Source organism: Pseudomonas sp. LFS044 (genome assembly GCF_047978245.1).
Taxonomy (GTDB): domain Bacteria; phylum Pseudomonadota; class Gammaproteobacteria; order Pseudomonadales; family Pseudomonadaceae; genus Aquipseudomonas.
On record NZ_JBFPFX010000024.1, the window covers coordinates 60747 to 80210 of the forward strand.

Consider the following 19464-nt stretch of genomic DNA (forward strand, 5'->3'; position numbering starts at 1 on the left):
CGCGGGGCAAGCCCGCTCCCACATTTGTTGCAACGTGCCATGGCCTGATGGGCCATAGTTGTTAGCCTTGGGGGCTCGACGAGGTTTTTCGGCTGGCACTGCTGCCGCCTCACCTGTCTTTAGTCATGCGCCAAGGCGGACAACCATGGCCTGACTGGAATGGCACGTTGCAACAAATGTGGGAGCGGGCTTGTCCCGCGAAGCGCCGCGCGGGCGGCGCTCGATCTCAAGGGCCCTAAAAAATCATCGGCGAACTCCGCACCGCCACCTCAATAGCTGAAATCATGCCCCAACTGCCCCTGCATCCACGCCAGAAACCGCCGCACCCGCGGCAACTCCGCGTGCCCTCGCGGAAACACCAGGTGGTGCGCACTCACCGGGCTGGCCTGCTCGGCGCCAAACACCGCCACCAACTGCCCACGCGCTACATAGTCCTGTGACAGCAACGAGCTTTCCAGGGCAAAGCCATACCCATGGCTCGCCGCCTCCAGGCTCATGTACGAGCGGTCGAAACTCAAGGCGAATGGCGCCTGCGGCAGCGATACACCCTGCTGGGCAAACCACTGCGGCCATTGCACCAGTGCCGACTCGGACAGAATCAGGTTTTGCCCCAGCAGGTCGGCGGGCTGCTGGATCGGCTGGCGCTCCAACAGGGCCGGTGAGGCCAATACCGTGGTGCGTTCGTGGCGGATGGTGCGCACTTCCAGGCTGGGCCAATTGGGGTAACCGTGGCGGATGTCCACGTCGATCTGGTGGCGGCCGAAATGCAGCGCCTCGTAGGAACAGGACAGGTTGATCTGAATGTCCGGGTGGCTGGCGCGGAACTGCTCCAGCCGCGGCAGCAGCCAGAGCAGGCCAAAGCTCGGCGCCGAATGCAGGCGCAGGCAATCGAAGCCCACGGCACTGCCGGCGCGTTCCGTGGCCGTGGCCAGGCTCTGCAAAATGCCGGACACCTCACGCAAGTACTGGTCGCCCGCAGCCGTCAGGGTCACGCCCTTGGCTGTACGGAGAAAAAGCGGGCGGCCAATCAACGCCTCCAGGTTGGCAATCTGGTGACTGACCGCCGAAGGCGTCAAGTTCAGTTGTTCGGCGGCGCGAGCGACGTTGCCAAACCGCGCCGCCTGCTCGAAGGCCTGAATTGCTTTCAGCGGTGGTAGCTGAAGGGGCTTCTTGCCCGTGTCGTGATTCATCGAATTCCTTGGGTGAACTGGCTAAAGCGTTGCCAGCCTACGTGGCCGACAACCGCCCCGTGCTGAATTTTTTTCAGCATAGGCTGAACCGCACTGCGTTGCCCAGTGCCGGCGCGGGTACCAAGCTGTGCTCATCGGTTCTGCCTGGAACCGCTGCTCACAACAACAATCATCCGGAGCACTGCCCATGCTACTCGAAGGCAAGATTGCAATCGTCACCGGCGCCGCCTCTGCGCGCGGTATCGGCCGCGCCACTGCCCAGGCCTTTGCCGCCCAAGGCGCCAAGGTGGCCATCCTCGACCTCGACCTGAATGCCGCGCGCGATGCCGCCGCACTGCTCGGCGAGGGCCACCTGGGCCTGGCCGCCAACGTGGCTGACGAAGCGCAGGTGCGCGACGCGGCGGCCGAGGTGCTGGCCCATTTCGGCCGCATCGATGTGCTGGTCAACAACGCGGGCATTACCCAGCCCGTGAAAACCCTGGAAATCACCGGCAAGGACTACGACCGCATCCTCGACGTCAACCTGCGCGGCACCCTGCTGATGTCCCAGGCCGTGATCCCGACGATGCGCGCCCAGCGCTCGGGCAGCATCATCTGCATGTCGTCGGTCTCGGCGCAACGTGGCGGCGGTATCTTCGGCGGCCCGCACTACAGCGCCGCCAAAGCCGCTGTACTTGGCCTGGGCAAGGCCATGGCGCGTGAACTGGGGCCGGACAACGTGCGGGTCAACGCCATCACTCCCGGGCTGATCCACACCGACATCACCGGCGGCCTGATGCAGGACGAGCGCCGCCACGCCATCATCGAAGGCATTCCGCTGGGCCGCCTGGGCGAAGCCGGTGACGTGGCCAACGCCGCGCTGTTCCTGGCCAGCGACCTGTCCAGCTACCTGACCGGCATTACCCTGGACGTTAATGGGGGCATGCTGATCCACTAAGCGACGCGCCATGATATTTCGCATCTGAGCCCCGCCACGGCGGGGCAATCGATAACAACAAGAGATCAGATCGACATGACTACACTCGTCCTCGATGCGGCGACCGCCGCGCGCAGCCATGCCTACCGCAAGACCGCCTGGCGGCTGATGCCGTTTCTCATGCTGTGCTACCTGTGTGCCTACCTCGACCGGGTCAACGTCGGTTTCGCCAAACTGCAGATGATGGACGACCTGGCGCTGTCCGAGGCGGTTTACGGCCTGGGCGCGGGCATGTTCTTCATTGGCTACTTCCTCTGCGAGGTGCCCAGCAACATCATCCTGCACAAGGTCGGCGCGCGGCGCTGGATCGCCCGCATCATGATCACCTGGGGCATCATCTCGGCGCTGTTCGCCTTCGTCGAGACAGCCTGGCAGTTCTACACCCTGCGCTTCTTCCTCGGGGTCGCCGAGGCCGGCCTGGCACCGGGCCTGCTGCTGTACCTGACGTACTGGTTCCCTTCCTATCGGCGGGCAAAGATGACCGCCCTGTGGTTCATCGCCATTCCGCTCTCGGGCATGGTCGGCGGGCCGCTGTCCGGCTGGATCATGGAGCGCTTTGCCGGCGTGCATGGCTGGGCCGGCTGGCAATGGATGTTCCTGCTGGAGGCGATCCCCACGGTGCTGGTGGGCATCCTGGTGCTGAGCTACCTGAAAGATGGTGTCGAGCAGGCGCACTGGCTCAGCGATGAAGAAAAGGCGCTGGTGCGCAAGGAACTGGCCGAAGACGAGCAGCACAAGGTGCATCACGGCTCGGTGGGTGATTTCATCCGCGACCGGCGCCTGTGGTTACTGGCGGGCATCTACTTCTGTGTGGTCATGGGCCAGTACGCCATTACTTTCTGGCTCCCGTCGCTGGTGCGCAACGCGGGCGTCAGCGAGCCCTTGCACATCGGCCTGCTGACCAGCCTGCCATACCTCTGTGCGATCGGCGTCATGCTGCTGGCCGGCCGCAGCGGCGACCGCCACCGCGAACGCCGCTGGCACCTGGCGATCCCCATGCTTGCCGGGGCCCTCGGCCTGACCCTGGCCGCACTGTTCGCCAGCCACCTGAGCCTGTCGATCCTCAGTTTGTGCCTGGCCGCCGCCGGTATTCTGTCTGCCTCGTCGCTGTTCTGGATGTTGCCGACCACCCTGTTGGGCGGTGTTTCGGCAGCCGCAGGTATCGCGGCAGTCAACAGCTTCGCCAACCTGGCCGGGTTCTGCTCGCCCTTCCTGATCGGCTGGGTCACCAGCACCCTGGGCAGCAACGCCATCGGCATGTACCTGATCACCGCCGTGCTGATCTTCGGCGCCGGGCTGGTGTTCCGCATTCCGGCCAGCCTGGTCAACCGCTAACGCGTCTGCAACCAACTGTGTAATTTCCTCTGCAAGGAGTCCCCCCATGAACGCCGTACCCGCTACCCCGGGTGCGCTGCCTCTGGCTGCGCGCGCCCACAACATTCGTCGCCATGCCCTGCGCATGGGCCAGGTCCAGGGTCAGGGCTACATCGGCCAGGCGCTCGGCGCTGCCGACCTGCTGGCAGTGGCCTACTTTCATGCCCTGCGCATGGACCCGGCCAACCCCGAATGGGAGCACCGCGACCGCTTCTACCTGTCCATCGGCCATTACGCCATTGCCCTGTATGCGGCGCTGATCGAGGCCGGTGTCATCCCAGAAGACGAACTGGAAACCTACGGCAGCGACGACAGCCGCCTGCCGATGTCCGGGATGGCGGCCTACACCCCCGGCATGGAAATCACCGGCGGCTCGCTCGGCCATGGCCTTGGCATCGCCGTTGGCGCCTGCCTTGGGCTCAAGCGCAAAGGCTCGAGCAACTGGGTGTACAACCTGCTTTCCGACGGTGAACTGAACGAAGGCTCGACCTGGGAAGCGGTGATGTCCGCCAGCCACCGCAAGCTCGACAACCTGATCGCCATCGTCGACGTCAACAACCAGCAGGCCGACGGCCACTCCAGCGAGATTCTCGCCTTCGAGCCGATCGTCGAGCGCTGGCAGGCGTTCGGCTGGTATGCGCAACGGGTCGACGGCAACGACCTCGATGCCTTGGTCAAGGCCTTCGACCAAGCCCGTGCGCATAGCGCTGCGCAACCGCGGGTGATCATTTGCGACACGCGCATGGGCAAGGGTGTGCCCTTCCTCGAAAACCGCGACAAGACCCACTTCATCCGTGTCGACGAACACGAATGGGACCTTGCCCTGCAAGCACTGGACGCCGGGAGCCACGCATGAACAGCCAGACCGCACCGCAAAAACGCCTGACCACTTCGGCGATGATCGCCTCGATTGCCGCCGAGGGCCAGCCAACCCGGCCGGCGCCGTTCGGCCATGCCCTGGCAGCGCTGGCCGAGCAGCGCCAGGACATCGTCGGCTTGAGCGCCGACCTGTCCAAATACACCGACTTGCACATCTTCGCCAAGGCCCACCCAGACCGCTTCTACCAGATGGGCATGGCCGAACAATTGCTGATGAGCGCTGCCGCTGGCATGGCCCGCGAAGGCTTTACCCCCTTCGCCACCACCTACGCGGTGTTTGCTTCACGGCGGGCGTACGATTTCATCTGCATGGCCATTGCCGAAGAGAACCTCAACGTCAAGATCGTCTGCGCCCTGCCCGGCCTGACCACCGGCTATGGCCCCAGCCACCAGGCCACCGATGACCTGGCGATCATGCGCGCCATGCCCAACCTGATGATCGTCGACCCCTGCGATGCGCTGGAAATCGAGCAGGCGGTGCCGGCCATCGCTGCCCACCAAGGCCCCGTGTACATGCGCTTGCTGCGCGGTAATGTGCCGTTGGTGCTGGACCGGTACGACTACCAGTTCCAGCTGGGCAAGGCACAAGTGGTGCGCGGCGGGCGCGACGTGCTGGTGATTGCCAGTGGCCTGATGACCATGCGCGCGTTGGAGGCAGCCGAGCAGCTACACAAGGATGGCGTGGACGTGTCGGTGCTGCATGTGCCGACGATCAAGCCGCTGGATGAAGCAACGATACTGGCCGAGGCGCGCAAACCGGGGCGCCTGGTGGTGACGGCGGAGAACCACTCGGTCATTGGTGGCTTGGGTGAAGCAGTGGCCGGCGTGCTGTTGCGCAATGGCGTGACGCCGACCTTCCGCCAGATCGGGCTGCCTGATGCGTTCCTCGATGCGGGGGCGCTGCCGACCTTGCATGACCGGTACGGGATTTCCACCGAGGCTGTGGCGCAGCAGATCAAGGGCTGGCTGTGATCTGCTAGCGGCACTACCGGCCTCATCGCGGGCAAGCCCGCGCCTGCACAAAAGCACCGAATCCACGTGCGGTGCGGTAACTGCAGGAGCCGGCTTGCCGGCGATGAGGCTGGTACTGACAGCCAACCCGGCTGGAGAATCAGCCCAGACCGTCTTTACTGGAAGTTAAACAGCCGCAGGAAGGTGTGCGCCTATGAAGATCGTTGTCACCAGCATCCTCGTCGACGACCAGGCCAAGGCCTTGGCTTTCTACCATTACGTGCTCGGTTTCGAGCCCAAGGACGATATACCCCTGGGCCAGCATCGCTGGCTCACCCTGACCTCCCCCCACGAGCCCAACGGCGTCCAGCTGGTGCTGGAACCCGATAGCCACCCTGCGGCCAAAACCTACAAGGCAGCGCTTCGACAGGATGGCATCCCGGCGACCTCCTTCGGCGTGCGCGACATCCAGGCCGAATACACACGCTTGTGCAAGGCCGGCGTGAAATTCACCCAGCCACCGACCGACCTGGGCCCGGTCACCGTCGCGGTGTTCGACGACACCTGTGGCAACCTGATCCAACTCGCCCAGAAGCATTGACGCCAGGCCATGGCAGGCCAACGTTGCATTCGCTACATTTGCTGCAGTTCCCGGTGCGCCACAACAAGGAAAACCAATGCGCCACGAATTCAGCGAAGTGCTCAACGACCTGGTCGATTACTTGCTGGTCGGCGACATCCAGTTGCTCGACCGCTTCAAGCATGAACATGGCCTGCCCGACGACCTGGCCAGCGAATTCACCCATAACGACAGCGGTGACCAAGCGGTGCGCGAGGGTGTCGTGCTGCCTTTGGCCGGCGTCGACAACCTGCCCTACCACATCATCTTCACCCTCGATGGCGCCACCCCGGCCCTGCTTGAGCCGGGCAGCCGCCTGAAGCACCGGCGTAACGGCTATGTGCTGCAGGTCGAATACCGTGCGGTGATGGTGTACACCTGGCGCATCCTCCAGCATTTCACCAACAAGACCCTCGGCGACCTGCTGGCGCGCTATCAGGTGCCGGGGCGGCCGATCATCGAGCTGGAGAACGGCTGGTATGACGTCGAGGTGCTGGGGGGCGCGGTGGTGAGTGACGGTTTGTACGAGCCCGCGTTCGAGTTCGTGTTGACCAAGCGCTGGAGCCGGGGTGAAGCCAAGGACGTGGATATCGGCTACGCCTTCAGCTTGCGTGGGTATTTCGACTGACGGTGTTTTTCAATACCGGCCTCATCGCCGGCAAGCCGGCTCCCACAGGTACCCCGCCCGCCTTCAGAGCAGTGGTGTAACTGTGGGAGCCGGCTTGCCGGCGATGAGGCCCGAAAGCCCTACACAAGGATCAAGTAATTTCCCGGTCCTTGGTCTCCGGCAGGAAGAAGATCCCCAGCACCGCCGTCATCACCGCGATCACGATCGGGTACCACAGCCCGTAGTAGATGTCCCCGGTGGCCGCCACCATGGCAAACGCCACGGTCGGCAGAAAGCCGCCGAACCAGCCGTTGCCGATGTGGTAGGGCAGCGACATCGAGGTGTAGCGGATGCGCGCCGGGAACAGCTCCACCAGCCAGGCTGCGATCGGCCCGTAGACCATGGTCACGTAGATCACCAGGATGGTCAGCAGCAACAGCACCATCGGGTAGTGGATTTTCGCAGGGTCCGCCTTCTCGGGGTAGCCGGCCTCTTTCAAGGCCCCGGTCAAGGTTGCGGTAAAGGCGTCGCCCTGGGTCTTCAGCTCGGCTGCCGGCAGGCGGCTGCCGTCAAAGCTTGGGATCACCCGTTCGCCAATGCGGATCTGCGCCACACTGCCGGGCTCGGCCTTCACGTTCTGGTAAGGGATTGCACGCTTGGCCAGCAGGCTCTTGGCGATGTCGCAGGAGCTGGTGAATTTGGCCTTGCCCACCGGGTCGAACTGGAACGCGCACTGGTCAGGGTCGGCGACCACCACCACAGGGTTCTGCTCCTGGGCGACGAACACGTCCGGGTTGCCGTACTCGGTCAGCGCCTTGAAGATCGGGAAGTAGGTCAGCGCGGCGATGATGCAGCCTGCCATGATGATCTTCTTGCGCCCGATGCGGTCGGACAGGCTGCCGAAGAAGATGAAGAACGGCGTGCCGATCAGCAACGACCCCGCAATCAGCAAGTTGGCCGTCTGCGGGTCGATCTTCAGCGTCTGCAACAGGAAGAACAACGCATAGAACTGCCCGGTGTACCACACCACCGCCTGGCCGGCGGTGCCGCCGAGCAGCGCCATGATCACCACCTTGAGGTTCTCCCAGCGGGCAAACGACTCTGTCAGCGGCGCTTTCGACGCCTTGCCCTCGGCCTTCATCTTCAAGAACACCGGCGACTCGTTGAGCTGCAGGCGGATGTACACCGAGATCGCCAGCAGCAGGATCGACAGCAGGAACGGAATGCGCCAGCCCCAGGCTTCGAACGCCTCGGTGCCCATCGCTGTGCGGCAGGCCAGGATCACCAGCAACGACAGGAACAGCCCGAGGGTCGCAGTGGTCTGGATCCAGGCCGTGAAGAAGCCACGCCGGCCCTTGGGCGCATGCTCGGCGACATAGGTGGCCGCACCGCCATACTCGCCGCCCAATGCCAAGCCCTGCAGCAGCCGCAGGCTGATCAGGATCACCGGCGCGGCCACGCCGATCGTGGCATAGCTGGGCAGCAGCCCGACTATCGCCGTCGACAGGCCCATGATCACGATCGTGATCAGGAACGTGTGCTTGCGCCCGATCATGTCGCCCAGCCGGCCGAACACGATGGCGCCGAACGGCCGCACGGCAAACCCCGCGGCAAAGGCCAGCAGGGCAAAGATGAATGAGGTGGTTTCGTTGACGCCGGCGAAGAAGTGCTTGGCGATGATCGCCGCCAGTGAGCCGTAAAGGTAGAAGTCGTACCATTCGAACACGGTACCCAGCGAGGAGGCGAAGATGACCTTGCGCTCCTCCTTGGTGATACCCCGTTGGGGCGCGCTACTGCCCGTGGATGCGCTGTCGAGAACCGCCATGGGTTGCCTCCGGATTGTGGTTATCGCAGGCCGGAGTACCTCACACCCATTTCACCGTCGCACCCAGGCCCTAGGGCTTGCTTTGGTTGCGCGAAGCACGACGAGGCGGGCCGCCTCGGATCGCAGCAAGGTATCTGAAGCATAATCGGCTTTGCCGGGATGTCCACTTGCCAGCACCTGCGAATGCCATTACCCCGAAAACTGCCGCCACCTCAGCCAACGGGCGCATCACCTGAGCCCGGTCATAAGCCCTGCGGCACTGGCCCTTTGAGTTCGACCTGGTTGCCATCCGGGTCGTAGCAATACAGCGACGGCCCCTCGCCTTCGGCGCCGTAGCGCTTTTCGGCAGGCTCCACGGCCACACCGTTTGCTTGCAGATACAGGGTCAATGCCTGCTCATCGAACGGCTCGATACGCAGGCAGAAGTGGTGCAGGTTGCGCCCCTCAGGCCCTGGCGCGGCGCCGCCTGGGCGGCCCAGCGGGCCATCGAGGGTGACCAGGTCGATCATTGCAGTACCGGTGGCCAGGTGGACCATCCCCAGGTCGTCGCGCACCCTTCTCACCGTGCAACCCAGCAAATCGCGGTAGAAGGCCACGCTGCGTTGCAGGTCGCTGACCCGCAACACCAGGTGGTCGATGTGCTTGATGGCGAACGGTCGCATGCCGGATCTCCTTGTGGCGCGGGCGGGGTGTCGTGCACCACCATAGCGCATCGGCAGGCCGATCGACCATTACCGGTTATTCGTTGACCAGCCGCTGCAGCAGCCCGCCCTCATGGCGCGCCAGCACGCGCAGGATCTGATCGACCAGCGCACGGTCCGGTGCCTCCAAGTGAAAATGGTGCCCCCCTGGGTGCCAGGAGACCCGCGCATTAGCGGGCAATGACGCCTCGCGCCGTTCGAACGCCCCGGCGGTGAATGCGCCCTGCCGGCCGAACATCAGGTACAGCGGGCAGCGGATTTCCCTGAGCAAGTCACAGGCTTCCCGCTCGGTCAATGGCATGGGCTCTGGCAGCACCAGGCGCGGGTCGTGGCGCCAGCAATAGCCGTCGGCCAGTTGCAGCAGGTCACGCTGAGCCAGTACACGGGCGGCCTCCTCCGACAATTCACCATCCAGGCGACGGCGCCGTTGCTGCATGGCCGTTTCGAGGTTGTCGAAGCGGCTAGCATCCGGCTCGCCAAAACGCTGCAACTGGCTGCGCTGGAGCATGCGCTTGAGCCGGTAGGCGCGGGCCAGGTGCTCTACCCGGCTGTCTTCACTGACGGTGAACGGCGCGCCCATGCCGTCGATAAAAATCATGCTGGCTATGCTGCTGGTCATGGCTGCCAGCAACGAAGCAATGCCGCTGCCCATGCCGTGGGCCAGCACATGGAATTGCGCCAGCCCCAGGCTGTCGGTGACCGCCAGCATGTCCTCGGCGTGCTCCCAGAGGTAGTAGCCACTGTCGTGGCGGCGATGGTCGGAGCGGCCGTGGCCGACCAGGTCGGGGGCGACCACGAAGCAGCCGTCGAGCAACGGTGCAAGCCGCTCGAACGACGCGGCATTGTCCAGCCAGCCGTGCAAGGCCAGCACAGGTATGCCGTCTTCCGGCCCCCAGGTGCGTACCGCTATTTCGATACCGTTGAGGTCAAGCAAATGATCCTTGGGGCTGCACGGTGAGCGCATCGTGATTCTCCTTGGCCCATGGCGTGCTTCACCCTCTCGCAGATGCGCCGTGGCTGCTGGCCCGCTACCGACCCAGACGTGCGCGAGACCGACCTTTACCGAGGCAGGCTGAGCGAAGTCGCTTTTGCCCTCACTGGCCGCGCAAGTCCTCGAAGAACACCTGCCGGCCATCCACCTGGCTGGAGGCCCGCGAAACGCCCGGCGCCTCGCCCTGGGTGGCCTCGACATGCCAGTAACAGTGCCTGACTGCGCGCGTCACCGCGACGTAGGCCAGGCGCTGCACCTCTTCCTTCTGCGCCGTGTCGAACGGTTGCGCATCGCCCGAGCGGCCCAGCCCGGCCAGCCGATACACCTGGTTCTTGTACGGTGAACTGGTCAGGTACTGACAGTCGCCGAGCATGAACACGGCATCGGCCTGCAGCCCCTTGGCGCTGTGATACGTCAACTGGCGCAGGCGGCGCTGCTCTGCAGGCAACGCCGCTTCGGCCTGCAGCACACTGTGCAGGTGGTCATTCATCAGGGCTTTGTCGCTGCCCTTGCGGTACAGCAACATCACCGACTCGCCGCGCTGGTAATGCTCGATGAGCGTCTCGCCCAGGGCGGCCTCGTCTCGGTCGAAGACCCTGACCGGCGCGCCAGGCAACTCGGCGGCAGGCCCGCTGGCACGCGCCTTCTTGCCAGCAATGGCCGGGGTGCCCTTTACCAGGTGCTCAGCCGCATCGATCACCTGTTGTTGGCACCGGTAGTTGTCCACCAGCATCACCCGTGTGTTGGCCGGTGACGGGAACGCCTTGGTGAACTCCATGAAGTACTTGGGCGAACTGCCACGCCAGCCGTAGATCGACTGCCAGTCGTCACCCACGCACAGCAGCGAGGAATGCTGGGCGTTGCGGCCCGTGTGCATGCTCGGGCCACGGCGGCGGATCTCGGCGAGGCTGGCGCGCAGCCAGCTGACGATTTGCGGGGAGACGTCCTGGAACTCATCGATCATCAGGTGTGCCAACGGCCTGAGCAACGGGTCCGGCAGCAGTTGCAGGTTTTCCGGGTTGTTTTCGCCGAACAGGGCGAACATGCGGTTGTAGCTCATCACCGGTGGCGACTGGTTCAGCAGGTGCGCCTCGAGGGCCTTCCAGTACAGCGCAAGAGCCTCGAAGAACAGCGCATCGCTGTCACCGGACGGGAAGCTCATGGCCGCCACGGCGCTGTTCACCTCCAGGCCCAGGTTCTCGATAAAGCTTGCCGCACCTACGAAGGCATCAAGCAACGGCGCCGGGGCCAGTTCGCCTTTGACCTTGTACTCGAAGCCCGGCCCTGCCACCGCATCGCCCGCCAGCGAAGCGGCCAGGCGCCGGGCCATGGCGTAGTTGTCCAGCCAGATCAGCGGCTTGTCACAGAACGCCTGCAGCAACGTGCGCTTGACCGCCCATTCCGCACGCACTGCCAGCTTGGCGCCAGGGCGCTGGTATTGCGCGCTTTCCGACGGGTCGAAACCCAGCACCACCCAGGCATCCAGGCCCTCCAGGCGGCCATGCACATGGAACCGGCTGCCGCGGATCTCGACCGTTTCGCGGCACGGCTCGATGCCTTTGATCGGCCACACGCCGGCGGCGAACCACAAGTCCTCGATCACGTCGCACAGCTCTTCGTCGCGCTGGGCGGCCAGTTGCGTCACCTGCACGCGCTTCTGCACATCGGGGTGGCCCGGGTCCAGCGGTTTGAGTTGCAGGGCATCACGGCGCAGGTGCGCGACAATCTCGGTAAAGCGTGGGCTTTCGGCGAGCAGGTCGCGATAGCACAGGTTGAGCTGCTGACGCTGGGCGTCGTTCAGGCGCAAGTCGAATGGGTTGCTCTCGGCCTCCGCTTCGCGCCCCGCAGGCATTTCGTTACCCAGGGTCTCGAACGCGCGCACCTGGCCGAACCCCGGCAGGCTGCGCACCAGCGGCAGTATGCGCGAATGGAAGGTGCGCACGAGCTCGCGCGCGTGGGCGGGCGGCAGGTCGAGCTGCCACAGCCCGAACACCTGCACCAGGCGCTTGATGAAGTCCTTGCGTGACTCACGGGTGAAGGTCACCACGGTCATCGCATCCAGCTCATAGCCCAGGTAATGGCGCAGCAGCAGAATGCGCAGCACCAGCGAGGTGGATTTGCCCGCCCCGGCCCCGGCCACCACGCAGGTGGACGGTGTGTCGCTGAAAATCAGCTTCCACTGGGCCGCGCTGGGCTGGGCTTGGGCAGGCAGGCGCTGGGCGACGTCGGCCTTGAAGCGCTTTTTCAGCTCTGCGGTCAGCGGCAGGCGCCAGTCGTCGAACAGATTATCGTCCTGGCCAGGCACCGCGGCGGTGGCCGGGCGCGCATCACGAATCACCAGCACCTGGCGCCCCGCCTCGTAACCTTCGACCCGCCCCTGCTCCAGGCCATCACGCAGCCCATCTGCATGGCCACTGCGCTGGCCGGTGGCGTGGCCAAGGAACCAGGAATCGCGGTGTTGTGCCTGCAGGCGGCTGAGGCCACGGCCCAACAGCCGCGCGGCAAGGCGCCGCAGCCAGGGCAATTGGGCGGGCGGGGTCAGTTCGGCTGGGGCCTGGGGTTGCTCGTGGGCCACGGTCACTCCGTTGAAAATTGAATCAGCCTGCATGTTCGCCGCATCGGCAAAAAATCGCCAGCGAATGCTTGCAGATCAGTGGATTAGGCGATGAATCGCACAGTTTACATCGCTATATCCAATCTACTTATTCGATTGTATTCAGCCAATATTCACGCTTATTTTCGATCTTTTTTTGCAGCATGATTACGCCATTCCACTGATTAAAGGAGCCCGACCATGCTGCAACTGCGACCGTTCGAAGGCCTCGGCCACGCCAACCACGGCTGGCTCGACGCCCACCACCACTTCTCGTTTGCCGAATACCACGACCCGGCACGCATGCACTGGGGCAACCTGCGGGTATGGAACGACGACCTGATCGCGGCTGGCAGCGGCTTCCCGCCACACCCGCACCGCGACATGGAAATCATCACCTATGTGCGTGAGGGCGCCATTACCCACCAGGACAGCCTGGGCAACAAGGGCCGTACCGAGGCAGGTGATGTGCAGGTGATGAGTGCCGGCAGCGGCATCGTGCACAGCGAGTACAACCTGGAAGAGGTCGACACGCGCATTTTCCAGATCTGGATTGTGCCGGAGCGGGTTGGCGATGCACCGTCGTGGGGTACCCAGCCGTTCCCCAAAGGTGAGCGCGGCGAAGGCTTCGTGACCTTGGCCAGCGGCCGGGCGGGTGATGAGCAGAGCTTGCAGATCCGCACCGATGCGCGCCTGGTGGCGGCTACCTTGCAGGCAGGTGAGACGGCTGAATACCGCTTCGATGCCGGGCGCCGGGGGTACCTGGTGCCGGCCAAGGGGCTGGTGGAAGTCAACGGCTTGCGCGCCAAGGGCCGTGATGGCGTAGCGATCGAAGAGGAAGAAGTGCTGCGGGTAACGGCCATCGAGGACAGCGAGATCGTGCTGGTCGATGTGGCTTGAGTATGGGGGGCCGCTGTGCGGCCCATCGCCGGCAAGCCGGCTCCTACAGGTTTAGCAGTGGCCCGTAGAGCGGTGCAACACCTGTAGGAGCCGGCTTGCCGGCGATGGGCTGCAAAGCAGCCCCCTTTCATCAGGTCAATCAAGCAATTGCGGCATCCACCAACACCTGCGCTTCTGCCACCAGGCGCTGCAAATGCGCCTCGTCGATAAAGCTCTCGGCGTAGATTTTGTAGATGTCTTCGGTCCCCGAAGGCCGCGCGGCGAACCAGCCGTTGGCGGTCATCACTTTCAAGCCACCGATGGCCTGGCCATTGCCCGGTGCATGGCTGAGGATCTGCTCGATCGGCTCGCCCGCCAACTCGGTCGACTTGACCTGCTCCGGCGCCAATTTGCTCAGCAGGGCTTTCTGGCGCGGATCGGCCTTGGCTTCCACACGGGTGGCGAATGGTTTGCCCAGCGCGTCGGTGAGGTCGGCATAAGCCTGGCTCGGATTGCGACCCGTACGTGCAGTCATCTCCGCAGCCAGCAGGGCCGGAATCAGGCCGTCCTTGTCGGTCGCCCAGACCGAACCGTCCTTGCGCAGGAACGACGCACCGGCACTCTCTTCCCCCCCGAAACCCAACGAACCGTCGAACAGGCCTTGAGCGAAGTACTTGAAGCCCACCGGCACTTCATACAGTTCACGGCCCAGGCGCTTGGTAACCCGGTCGATCAGGCCGCTGGACACCACCGTCTTGCCGACGGCAGCGTCGCTACGCCACTGCGGGCGGTTGCGGTACAGGTAGTCGATGGCCACGGCCAGGTAGTTGTTCGGCTGCAGCAGGCCATCGGCGGTGACGATGCCATGCCGGTCGTGGTCCGGGTCGCAGGCGAACGCCACGTCGAAACGCTCGCGCAGGCCAATCAGGCCTTGCATGGCATAAGGCGAGGATGGGTCCATGCGGATCTGGCCGTCCCAGTCGACGGTCATGAAGCGGAAGGTCGGGTCGACCTCGGTGTTGACCACTTCCAGGTCCAGCTTGTAATGCTCGGCGATTGCCGACCAGTAGCGCACCCCTGCCCCACCCAGCGGGTCGACGCCCAGGCGCAGCTTGGCGTTGCGGATGACGTCGAAATCGATGACGTTTTCCAGATCGGCAACGTAGTTGCTCACATAGTCATGGCGGTGGGTTGTCGGTGCCTGCAGCGCCTGGGTGTGGTCCATGCGTTTGACGCCGGCAAGCCCTGCGGCGAGCAGTTCATTGGCCTTGGCCTCGACCCACTTGGTCACGTCGCTGTCGGCCGGGCCGCCATTGGGTGGGTTGTACTTGAAGCCACCGCTCTGCGGCGGATTGTGCGACGGGGTGATGACGATGCCGTCGGCCAGGCCCTGTGTACGGCCACGGTTATAGCAGAGGATCGCGTGGGACACCGCCGGCGTCGGGGTGTACTCGTCGTCCTTGGACAGCATCACCTGCACGCCATTGGCGGCCAGCACTTCCAGCGCGCTGGCAGCGGCCGGCGTCGACAGCGCGTGGGTGTCGGCGCCAATGAACAGCGGGCCATCGATGCCCTTTTCCTGGCGATACAGGCAGATGGCCTGGGTAATCGCCAGTACGTGGTCTTCGTTGAAGCTCAGGTCGAACGAGCTGCCCCGGTGCCCTGAAGTGCCGAAGGCCACGCGCTGGGCCGCCACGGACGCGTCGGGGCGGCCAGTGTAGTAAGCGGTGAGCAGGCGGGGAATATCGACCAGCACGCTGGCCGGAGCCGGCTTGCCTGCCAAAGGACTGAGCGTCATGCAAAAACCTCGAGTTCAACGGATGTTGGAGTTTGAACACGCAGTGTACTGGGAGTTGCAATGCCATGCGAAGGGCTTGCCTGGGATTATTCGCTGGCCGTCTGCCACCAGCTGGGGAACATTTGCTGCACCCGCGCCTCAGCGAAACGCTCATCGATCAACACCAGCACCCCACGGTCCTGGTCGCCGCGTATGACGCGCCCTGCGGCCTGGATCACCTTGCGTACGCCTGGGTACAGGTAGGCATAGTCGAAACCGGCGCCGAACTGCCGCCCGAGGCGTTGCTTGAACTGTTCGTTGACCGGGTTGACCTGAGGCAGCCCAAGAGTGGCGACAAACGCACCGATCAGGCGGGTGCCGGGCAGGTCGACACCCTCGCCAAAGGCGCCGCCGAGCACAGCAAAGCCGACGCCCTGCCCATCCGGGGCAAAACGCGCAAGAAATGACCCACGCGCGGCTTCATCCATGCCCGGCGCTTGAGCCCAGGTCGGTATCGCCGGGTGCCGCTCGGCCAATAGCGCGTGGACCTGCTGCAGGTATTCGAAACTGCTGAAGAACGCCAGGTAGTTGCCCGGCTGACGCTGGTACTGCTCGGCGATCAGCGCGACGATCGGCGCCAGCGATGCCTGGCGCTCGCGGTAACGGGTGGAGACCTGGCTGGCGATGCGCACTTCGAGCTGCTCGGCACGAAACGGCGCCGCCACTTCAAGCCAGGCGGTATCCGCCGGCATGCCCAGCAGGTCGGTGTAAAAATGCCGGGGGCTAAGGGTGGCCGAGAACAGCGTCACACTGCGCGCCGCCTGCATGCGCGGGCCAAGCAGGCGTGCGGGGGTGACGTTACGCAAGCACAGGCTGGCCAGGCGCCGCTTGCGCGGGCCCTCGCGCAGGCTCACATCGAACAGGAAGTGCTCATCGAACAGTTCGGCAACACGGCTGAACTGCAACGCCTGGAAGAAAAACTGCAGCACCTGCGCATCCACTTCAGTGGGCGTTTCGTTCAGGCGCTCCTGAATCAGGCCGATGCACTGCTGCAGCGCACGCAGAAAGGCGTCCGGTAATTGCTCAGTGGCCTGATAAGGCGCGCGTTGCTCCTTGTACAAGGCGTTCCACTGGCGATTGAGCCGGTCCAGCGCGCTGACCAGGCCTTGCGGCTTGCTCTGGCGCAAGGCCATCAGTTGCCCCTGGTCAAGGCTGGCGCTGTACATGCTGCGGCCGCGCTCCACCAGGTTGTGCGCCTCGTCCACCAGCACCGCCACCCGCCACTGGTTGGCCTGGCTCAGGCTGAACAGCAAGGCGTGGGCGTCGAAGTAATAGTTGTAGTCGGCTACCAGCACGTCCACCCAGCGGGCCATCTCCTGCCCCAGGTAATACGGGCAAACCTGATGCGCCAGGGCAACGTCGCGCAGGCGGGCGCGGTCCAGCATCGGCAACTGGGCAGCTGCTTCACGCGCGGCGGGCAAACGGTCGTAGAAGCCTTTCGCCAACGGGCAGGATTCGCCATGGCAAGCTTTGTCCGGGTGTTCACAGGCCTTGTCGCGGGCGATCAGCTCCAGGGTTCGCAACGCCGGTTGCGGCGAGGCGTCGCTGACCTGCTGCAGGGCGTCCAGCGCCAGTGCCCGCCCAGGCGTCTTGGCGGTCAGGAAGAACAGCTTGTCGAGCTGTTGCGGCACCATGGCCTTGAGCAGCGGGAACAGCGTGCCGAGGGTCTTGCCGATGCCGGTACTGGCTTGGGCCATCAGGCAGCGGCCGGTGCTGACTGCCTTGTACAGGGTTTCGGCCAGTTGCCGCTGGCCCTGGCGAAACTGCGGGTAAGGAAACGCCAGCGCCTGCAGGCCCTGGTTACGCTCGGCGAGCCGCTGCTCCTGGCCATGGGCCCAGGCCAGAAAACGCTGGCACTGGGTTTCGAAGAAGGTTTGCAGCGTGTCGGCGCTGTAGTGTTCGCTGATCAGCGTCTGGCCATCGTTGTCGACATGCAGGTACACCAGCGCCACCTCGATGGCCGGCAACTGCCGCGCCTGGCACATCAGCCAGGCGTAGACCTTGGCTTGGGCCCAGTGCAACTGGCGGTGGTTGGCCGGCTGCCGGGCCAGGTCGCCACGGTAGGTCTTGATCTCTTCCAGGCGGTTGGCAACCGGGTCGTAGCCATCGGCGCGGCCACGTACCTGAAGGCCTTGGTAGCTACCTTCGAGGGCAACCTCAGCCTCATAACCAGCCGCACGCCGGGCCACTACCCGGCGATGCCCTTCGATACCCTCCTGGGCAGTGGGCGACGGGGTGAAGCGCAGGTCCAGGTCACCGACCTTGGCGCTGAACTCACACAAGGCACGCACCGCTACCCGGTAACTCACGCTGCCTCGCTCCAGCGCACATGGCACACCGCTACCGGCAGGCCGTGCTCGGCGCAGAATTCCAGCCAGCGCAATTGGTTGTCTTGCAGGCGGTCGCCCGGCCCCTTGACCTCGACCATGCGGTAAAGGCCCTGCTCCGGCCAGAACTGGATCAGGTCGGGCATGCCGGCGCGGTTGTTGCGAATGTCCTGCAGCAAGCGCAGGAAGCAGTGTTTGAGGTGCGCGGCCGGCAGGCAGGCCAATGCCTGCGTGAGCAAGGCGTCGCTGAGCATTGGCCAGAACACGAACGGCGATTGCAGGCCTTGCTTGGCCGCGTAACGGTCGAGAATGGCCTGGTGATGGGTACCGTCGTCGAGGCGCCCCAGGCAGGCGTCGAACTGAGCGGCGCGCCGTGCCTGGAAGTCACAGTCGTGCAAATCCTGGGGGGCGGCCTGGAAGGGGTTGAAAAAGGCACCGGGCACCGGGGCGAAGATCGCGTCCCAGCACAACAGGCCGAAGAGGCTGTTGAACAGCGTGTTCTCGACGTAATGAACCTCACCACCCGCTTGCGCCAAGTGTTGCCGTACCGCCTCTTCGACACCCAGCGCGGCGTGCTCGCGCGGCAGTTCCAGCTCGATCACCGGCGCGGGCGTAGCGCGCCGGCGTGGCTGGGCGGGCCCGCCCAGTTTGCGCGCCAGGCGTGGCAGCACGCGTTGCAGCGCTTGCACCTCCAGGGGGTTGGCCGGTGCTTCGGCCAGTTGCACGGCCAGCGCGTGGGCCTGTTGCCAGCGCTCGCTGCGCTCCAGCACACGCACCTGGCGAATACGCGCTTGCGCGTGGCTGCTCTGGGCATACACCGCAAGGGCCAGGTCCCAGTCGCCCAGGCGTTCGCACTGCTGGCCGAGGGCAAACAGCAAGCGGCCGTGGCGCCGGGCCAGCCACGGGTTGTCACTGTGCCAGCCCGCCAATGCCTGAACAATCGACCCTGGCCCTTCCCCCTGTTCCAGGCGCTCGGCGCACTGGTGCAAGGCCAAGGCCAGGTCCACTTCGCTGCGCTGCTGCAAAGCGCGCGAGCCGGGGCTGAACGGCACCTGCTCGAAGCGCAGCAGGCCAAGGTCGGCAAGGACGAACTCCGACCAGTCCTGGTACAAATTGCCGAAGAACAGCAGGCGCATGCGGTCGCACAGAGGCTGCAGGCACCATTGCACGATGCGCACCGGGGCCTGCGCAAACCATTCGGACAATGGCCTGGGCGCCGGCGCCAAAGCTTGAAGTTGCGAGAGCAGATCGCTTTTGGCGGCGCGTGGGCGGCTCAGCAGCCCGGCGAAACCGCTGGCGAGCTCGTCCTTGCGCAGCAGGGCAAACAACTGCTCCAGGCTCAGGTGCTCGGGTTCGCGTACCCAGCCCAACGCCTCCAACGATTGCAAGGCACTGCAGGTATCGCCGATTTCGGCATACTCGAGGCGGTCGCTGCGAAACAGCTCGCCCTTGCGCATCACCATGCGCACCATCAAGGCCTGGGCCGGCGCGTCCAGCCCGGCAAATGCCTGCATGAAGGCCAGCTCGTGCGGGTCGAGCAGGTCGGCATAACGTTGTTCAACCCACAGCAGCACCTGGCGGAAGTTATGCAGGTAGTAGAGCGGGTCATCGACAGAGTGGGCGATCACAGGGCAGGGTCAGGCAACGAGGACGAGCACTGTTTATACATACAGATAACCCGCCCTGGCAAGCGCCGTGGGTCAGGTCGGCACCCT

The 19464-nt window shown here is 64.6% G+C and carries 15 protein-coding genes; 7 read left to right on the plus strand and 8 right to left on the minus strand.

Annotated features, from left to right (window positions below):
* Positions 1–269: 269 nt before the first annotated feature.
* Positions 270–1190 carry a LysR substrate-binding domain-containing protein gene (locus tag ACNQPL_RS19515; protein ID WP_346615987.1) on the minus strand — a complete coding sequence of 307 codons (921 nt, stop codon included), beginning with the start codon at positions 1188–1190 and terminating at the stop codon, positions 270–272.
* Between the two features lie 187 nt (positions 1191–1377).
* Between ACNQPL_RS19515 and ACNQPL_RS19520 the strand changes: the two genes are divergently transcribed.
* From ACNQPL_RS19520 to ACNQPL_RS19545, 6 genes are all read left to right on the plus strand, one after another.
* Entirely contained in the window at positions 1378–2127 is a 750-nt protein-coding gene (locus tag ACNQPL_RS19520) for an SDR family NAD(P)-dependent oxidoreductase (RefSeq protein ID WP_416467621.1), read from the plus strand.
* 75 nt (positions 2128–2202) lie between these two features.
* Positions 2203–3501 (plus strand): MFS transporter, encoded by a 1299-nt coding sequence (locus tag ACNQPL_RS19525; protein ID WP_416467622.1) that lies wholly within the window; start codon positions 2203–2205, stop codon positions 3499–3501.
* 46 nt (positions 3502–3547) lie between these two features.
* Positions 3548–4396 (plus strand): transketolase, encoded by an 849-nt coding sequence (locus ACNQPL_RS19530; RefSeq protein WP_387525955.1) that lies wholly within the window; start codon positions 3548–3550, stop codon positions 4394–4396.
* Positions 4393–5391 carry a transketolase family protein gene (locus tag ACNQPL_RS19535; RefSeq protein ID WP_346615991.1) on the plus strand — a complete coding sequence of 333 codons (999 nt, stop codon included), beginning with the start codon at positions 4393–4395 and terminating at the stop codon, positions 5389–5391. The genes ACNQPL_RS19530 and ACNQPL_RS19535 overlap by 4 nt, the downstream gene beginning before the upstream one ends.
* 193 nt (positions 5392–5584) lie before the next feature.
* Positions 5585–5971 carry a VOC family protein gene (locus ACNQPL_RS19540; protein WP_416467623.1) on the plus strand — a complete coding sequence of 129 codons (387 nt, stop codon included), beginning with the start codon at positions 5585–5587 and terminating at the stop codon, positions 5969–5971.
* Between the two features lie 76 nt (positions 5972–6047).
* On the plus strand, positions 6048–6617 hold the full coding sequence (locus tag ACNQPL_RS19545) for a hypothetical protein (RefSeq protein WP_416467624.1): 570 nt from the start codon (positions 6048–6050) through the stop codon (positions 6615–6617).
* Positions 6618–6747: 130 nt separating this feature from the next.
* Here the strand turns inward: ACNQPL_RS19545 and ACNQPL_RS19550 are convergent, their stop codons facing one another.
* The 4 genes from ACNQPL_RS19550 to ACNQPL_RS19565 all read right to left on the minus strand — a co-directional run bounded on the left by ACNQPL_RS19550 (position 6748) and on the right by ACNQPL_RS19565 (position 12721).
* A complete protein-coding gene (locus ACNQPL_RS19550) occupies positions 6748–8421 on the minus strand; it encodes an MFS transporter (protein WP_346615994.1) in 1674 nt (557 codons plus the stop codon).
* Between the two features lie 242 nt (positions 8422–8663).
* Positions 8664–9083 (minus strand): VOC family protein, encoded by a 420-nt coding sequence (locus ACNQPL_RS19555; RefSeq protein ID WP_416467625.1) that lies wholly within the window; start codon positions 9081–9083, stop codon positions 8664–8666.
* A gap of 76 nt (positions 9084–9159) precedes the next feature.
* Positions 9160–10086, minus strand: a complete 927-nt coding sequence (locus ACNQPL_RS19560) for an alpha/beta fold hydrolase (RefSeq protein ID WP_416467626.1) — start codon at positions 10084–10086, stop codon at positions 9160–9162.
* Positions 10087–10216: 130 nt separating this feature from the next.
* Positions 10217–12721, minus strand: a complete 2505-nt coding sequence (locus ACNQPL_RS19565) for a UvrD-helicase domain-containing protein (protein ID WP_416467627.1) — start codon at positions 12719–12721, stop codon at positions 10217–10219.
* Positions 12722–12907: 186 nt separating this feature from the next.
* Between ACNQPL_RS19565 and ACNQPL_RS19570 the strand changes: the two genes are divergently transcribed.
* Entirely contained in the window at positions 12908–13606 is a 699-nt protein-coding gene (locus ACNQPL_RS19570; protein WP_346615998.1) for a pirin family protein, read from the plus strand.
* A gap of 139 nt (positions 13607–13745) precedes the next feature.
* Here the strand turns inward: ACNQPL_RS19570 and pgm are convergent, their stop codons facing one another.
* The 3 genes from pgm to ACNQPL_RS19585 form a co-directional block, all read right to left on the minus strand.
* Entirely contained in the window at positions 13746–15383 is a 1638-nt protein-coding gene (pgm, locus tag ACNQPL_RS19575) for a phosphoglucomutase (alpha-D-glucose-1,6-bisphosphate-dependent) (protein ID WP_346615999.1), read from the minus strand.
* An 86-nt stretch (positions 15384–15469) separates the two neighbouring features.
* The gene (locus ACNQPL_RS19580) at positions 15470–17731 is read right to left on the minus strand and encodes an ATP-dependent DNA helicase (RefSeq protein WP_416467628.1); all 2262 of its coding nucleotides are present in this window, start codon (positions 17729–17731) and stop codon (positions 15470–15472) included.
* On the minus strand, positions 17728–19377 hold the full coding sequence (locus ACNQPL_RS19585; protein ID WP_416467629.1) for a VRR-NUC domain-containing protein: 1650 nt from the start codon (positions 19375–19377) through the stop codon (positions 17728–17730). The genes ACNQPL_RS19580 and ACNQPL_RS19585 overlap by 4 nt, the downstream gene beginning before the upstream one ends.
* Positions 19378–19464 lie beyond the last annotated feature (87 nt).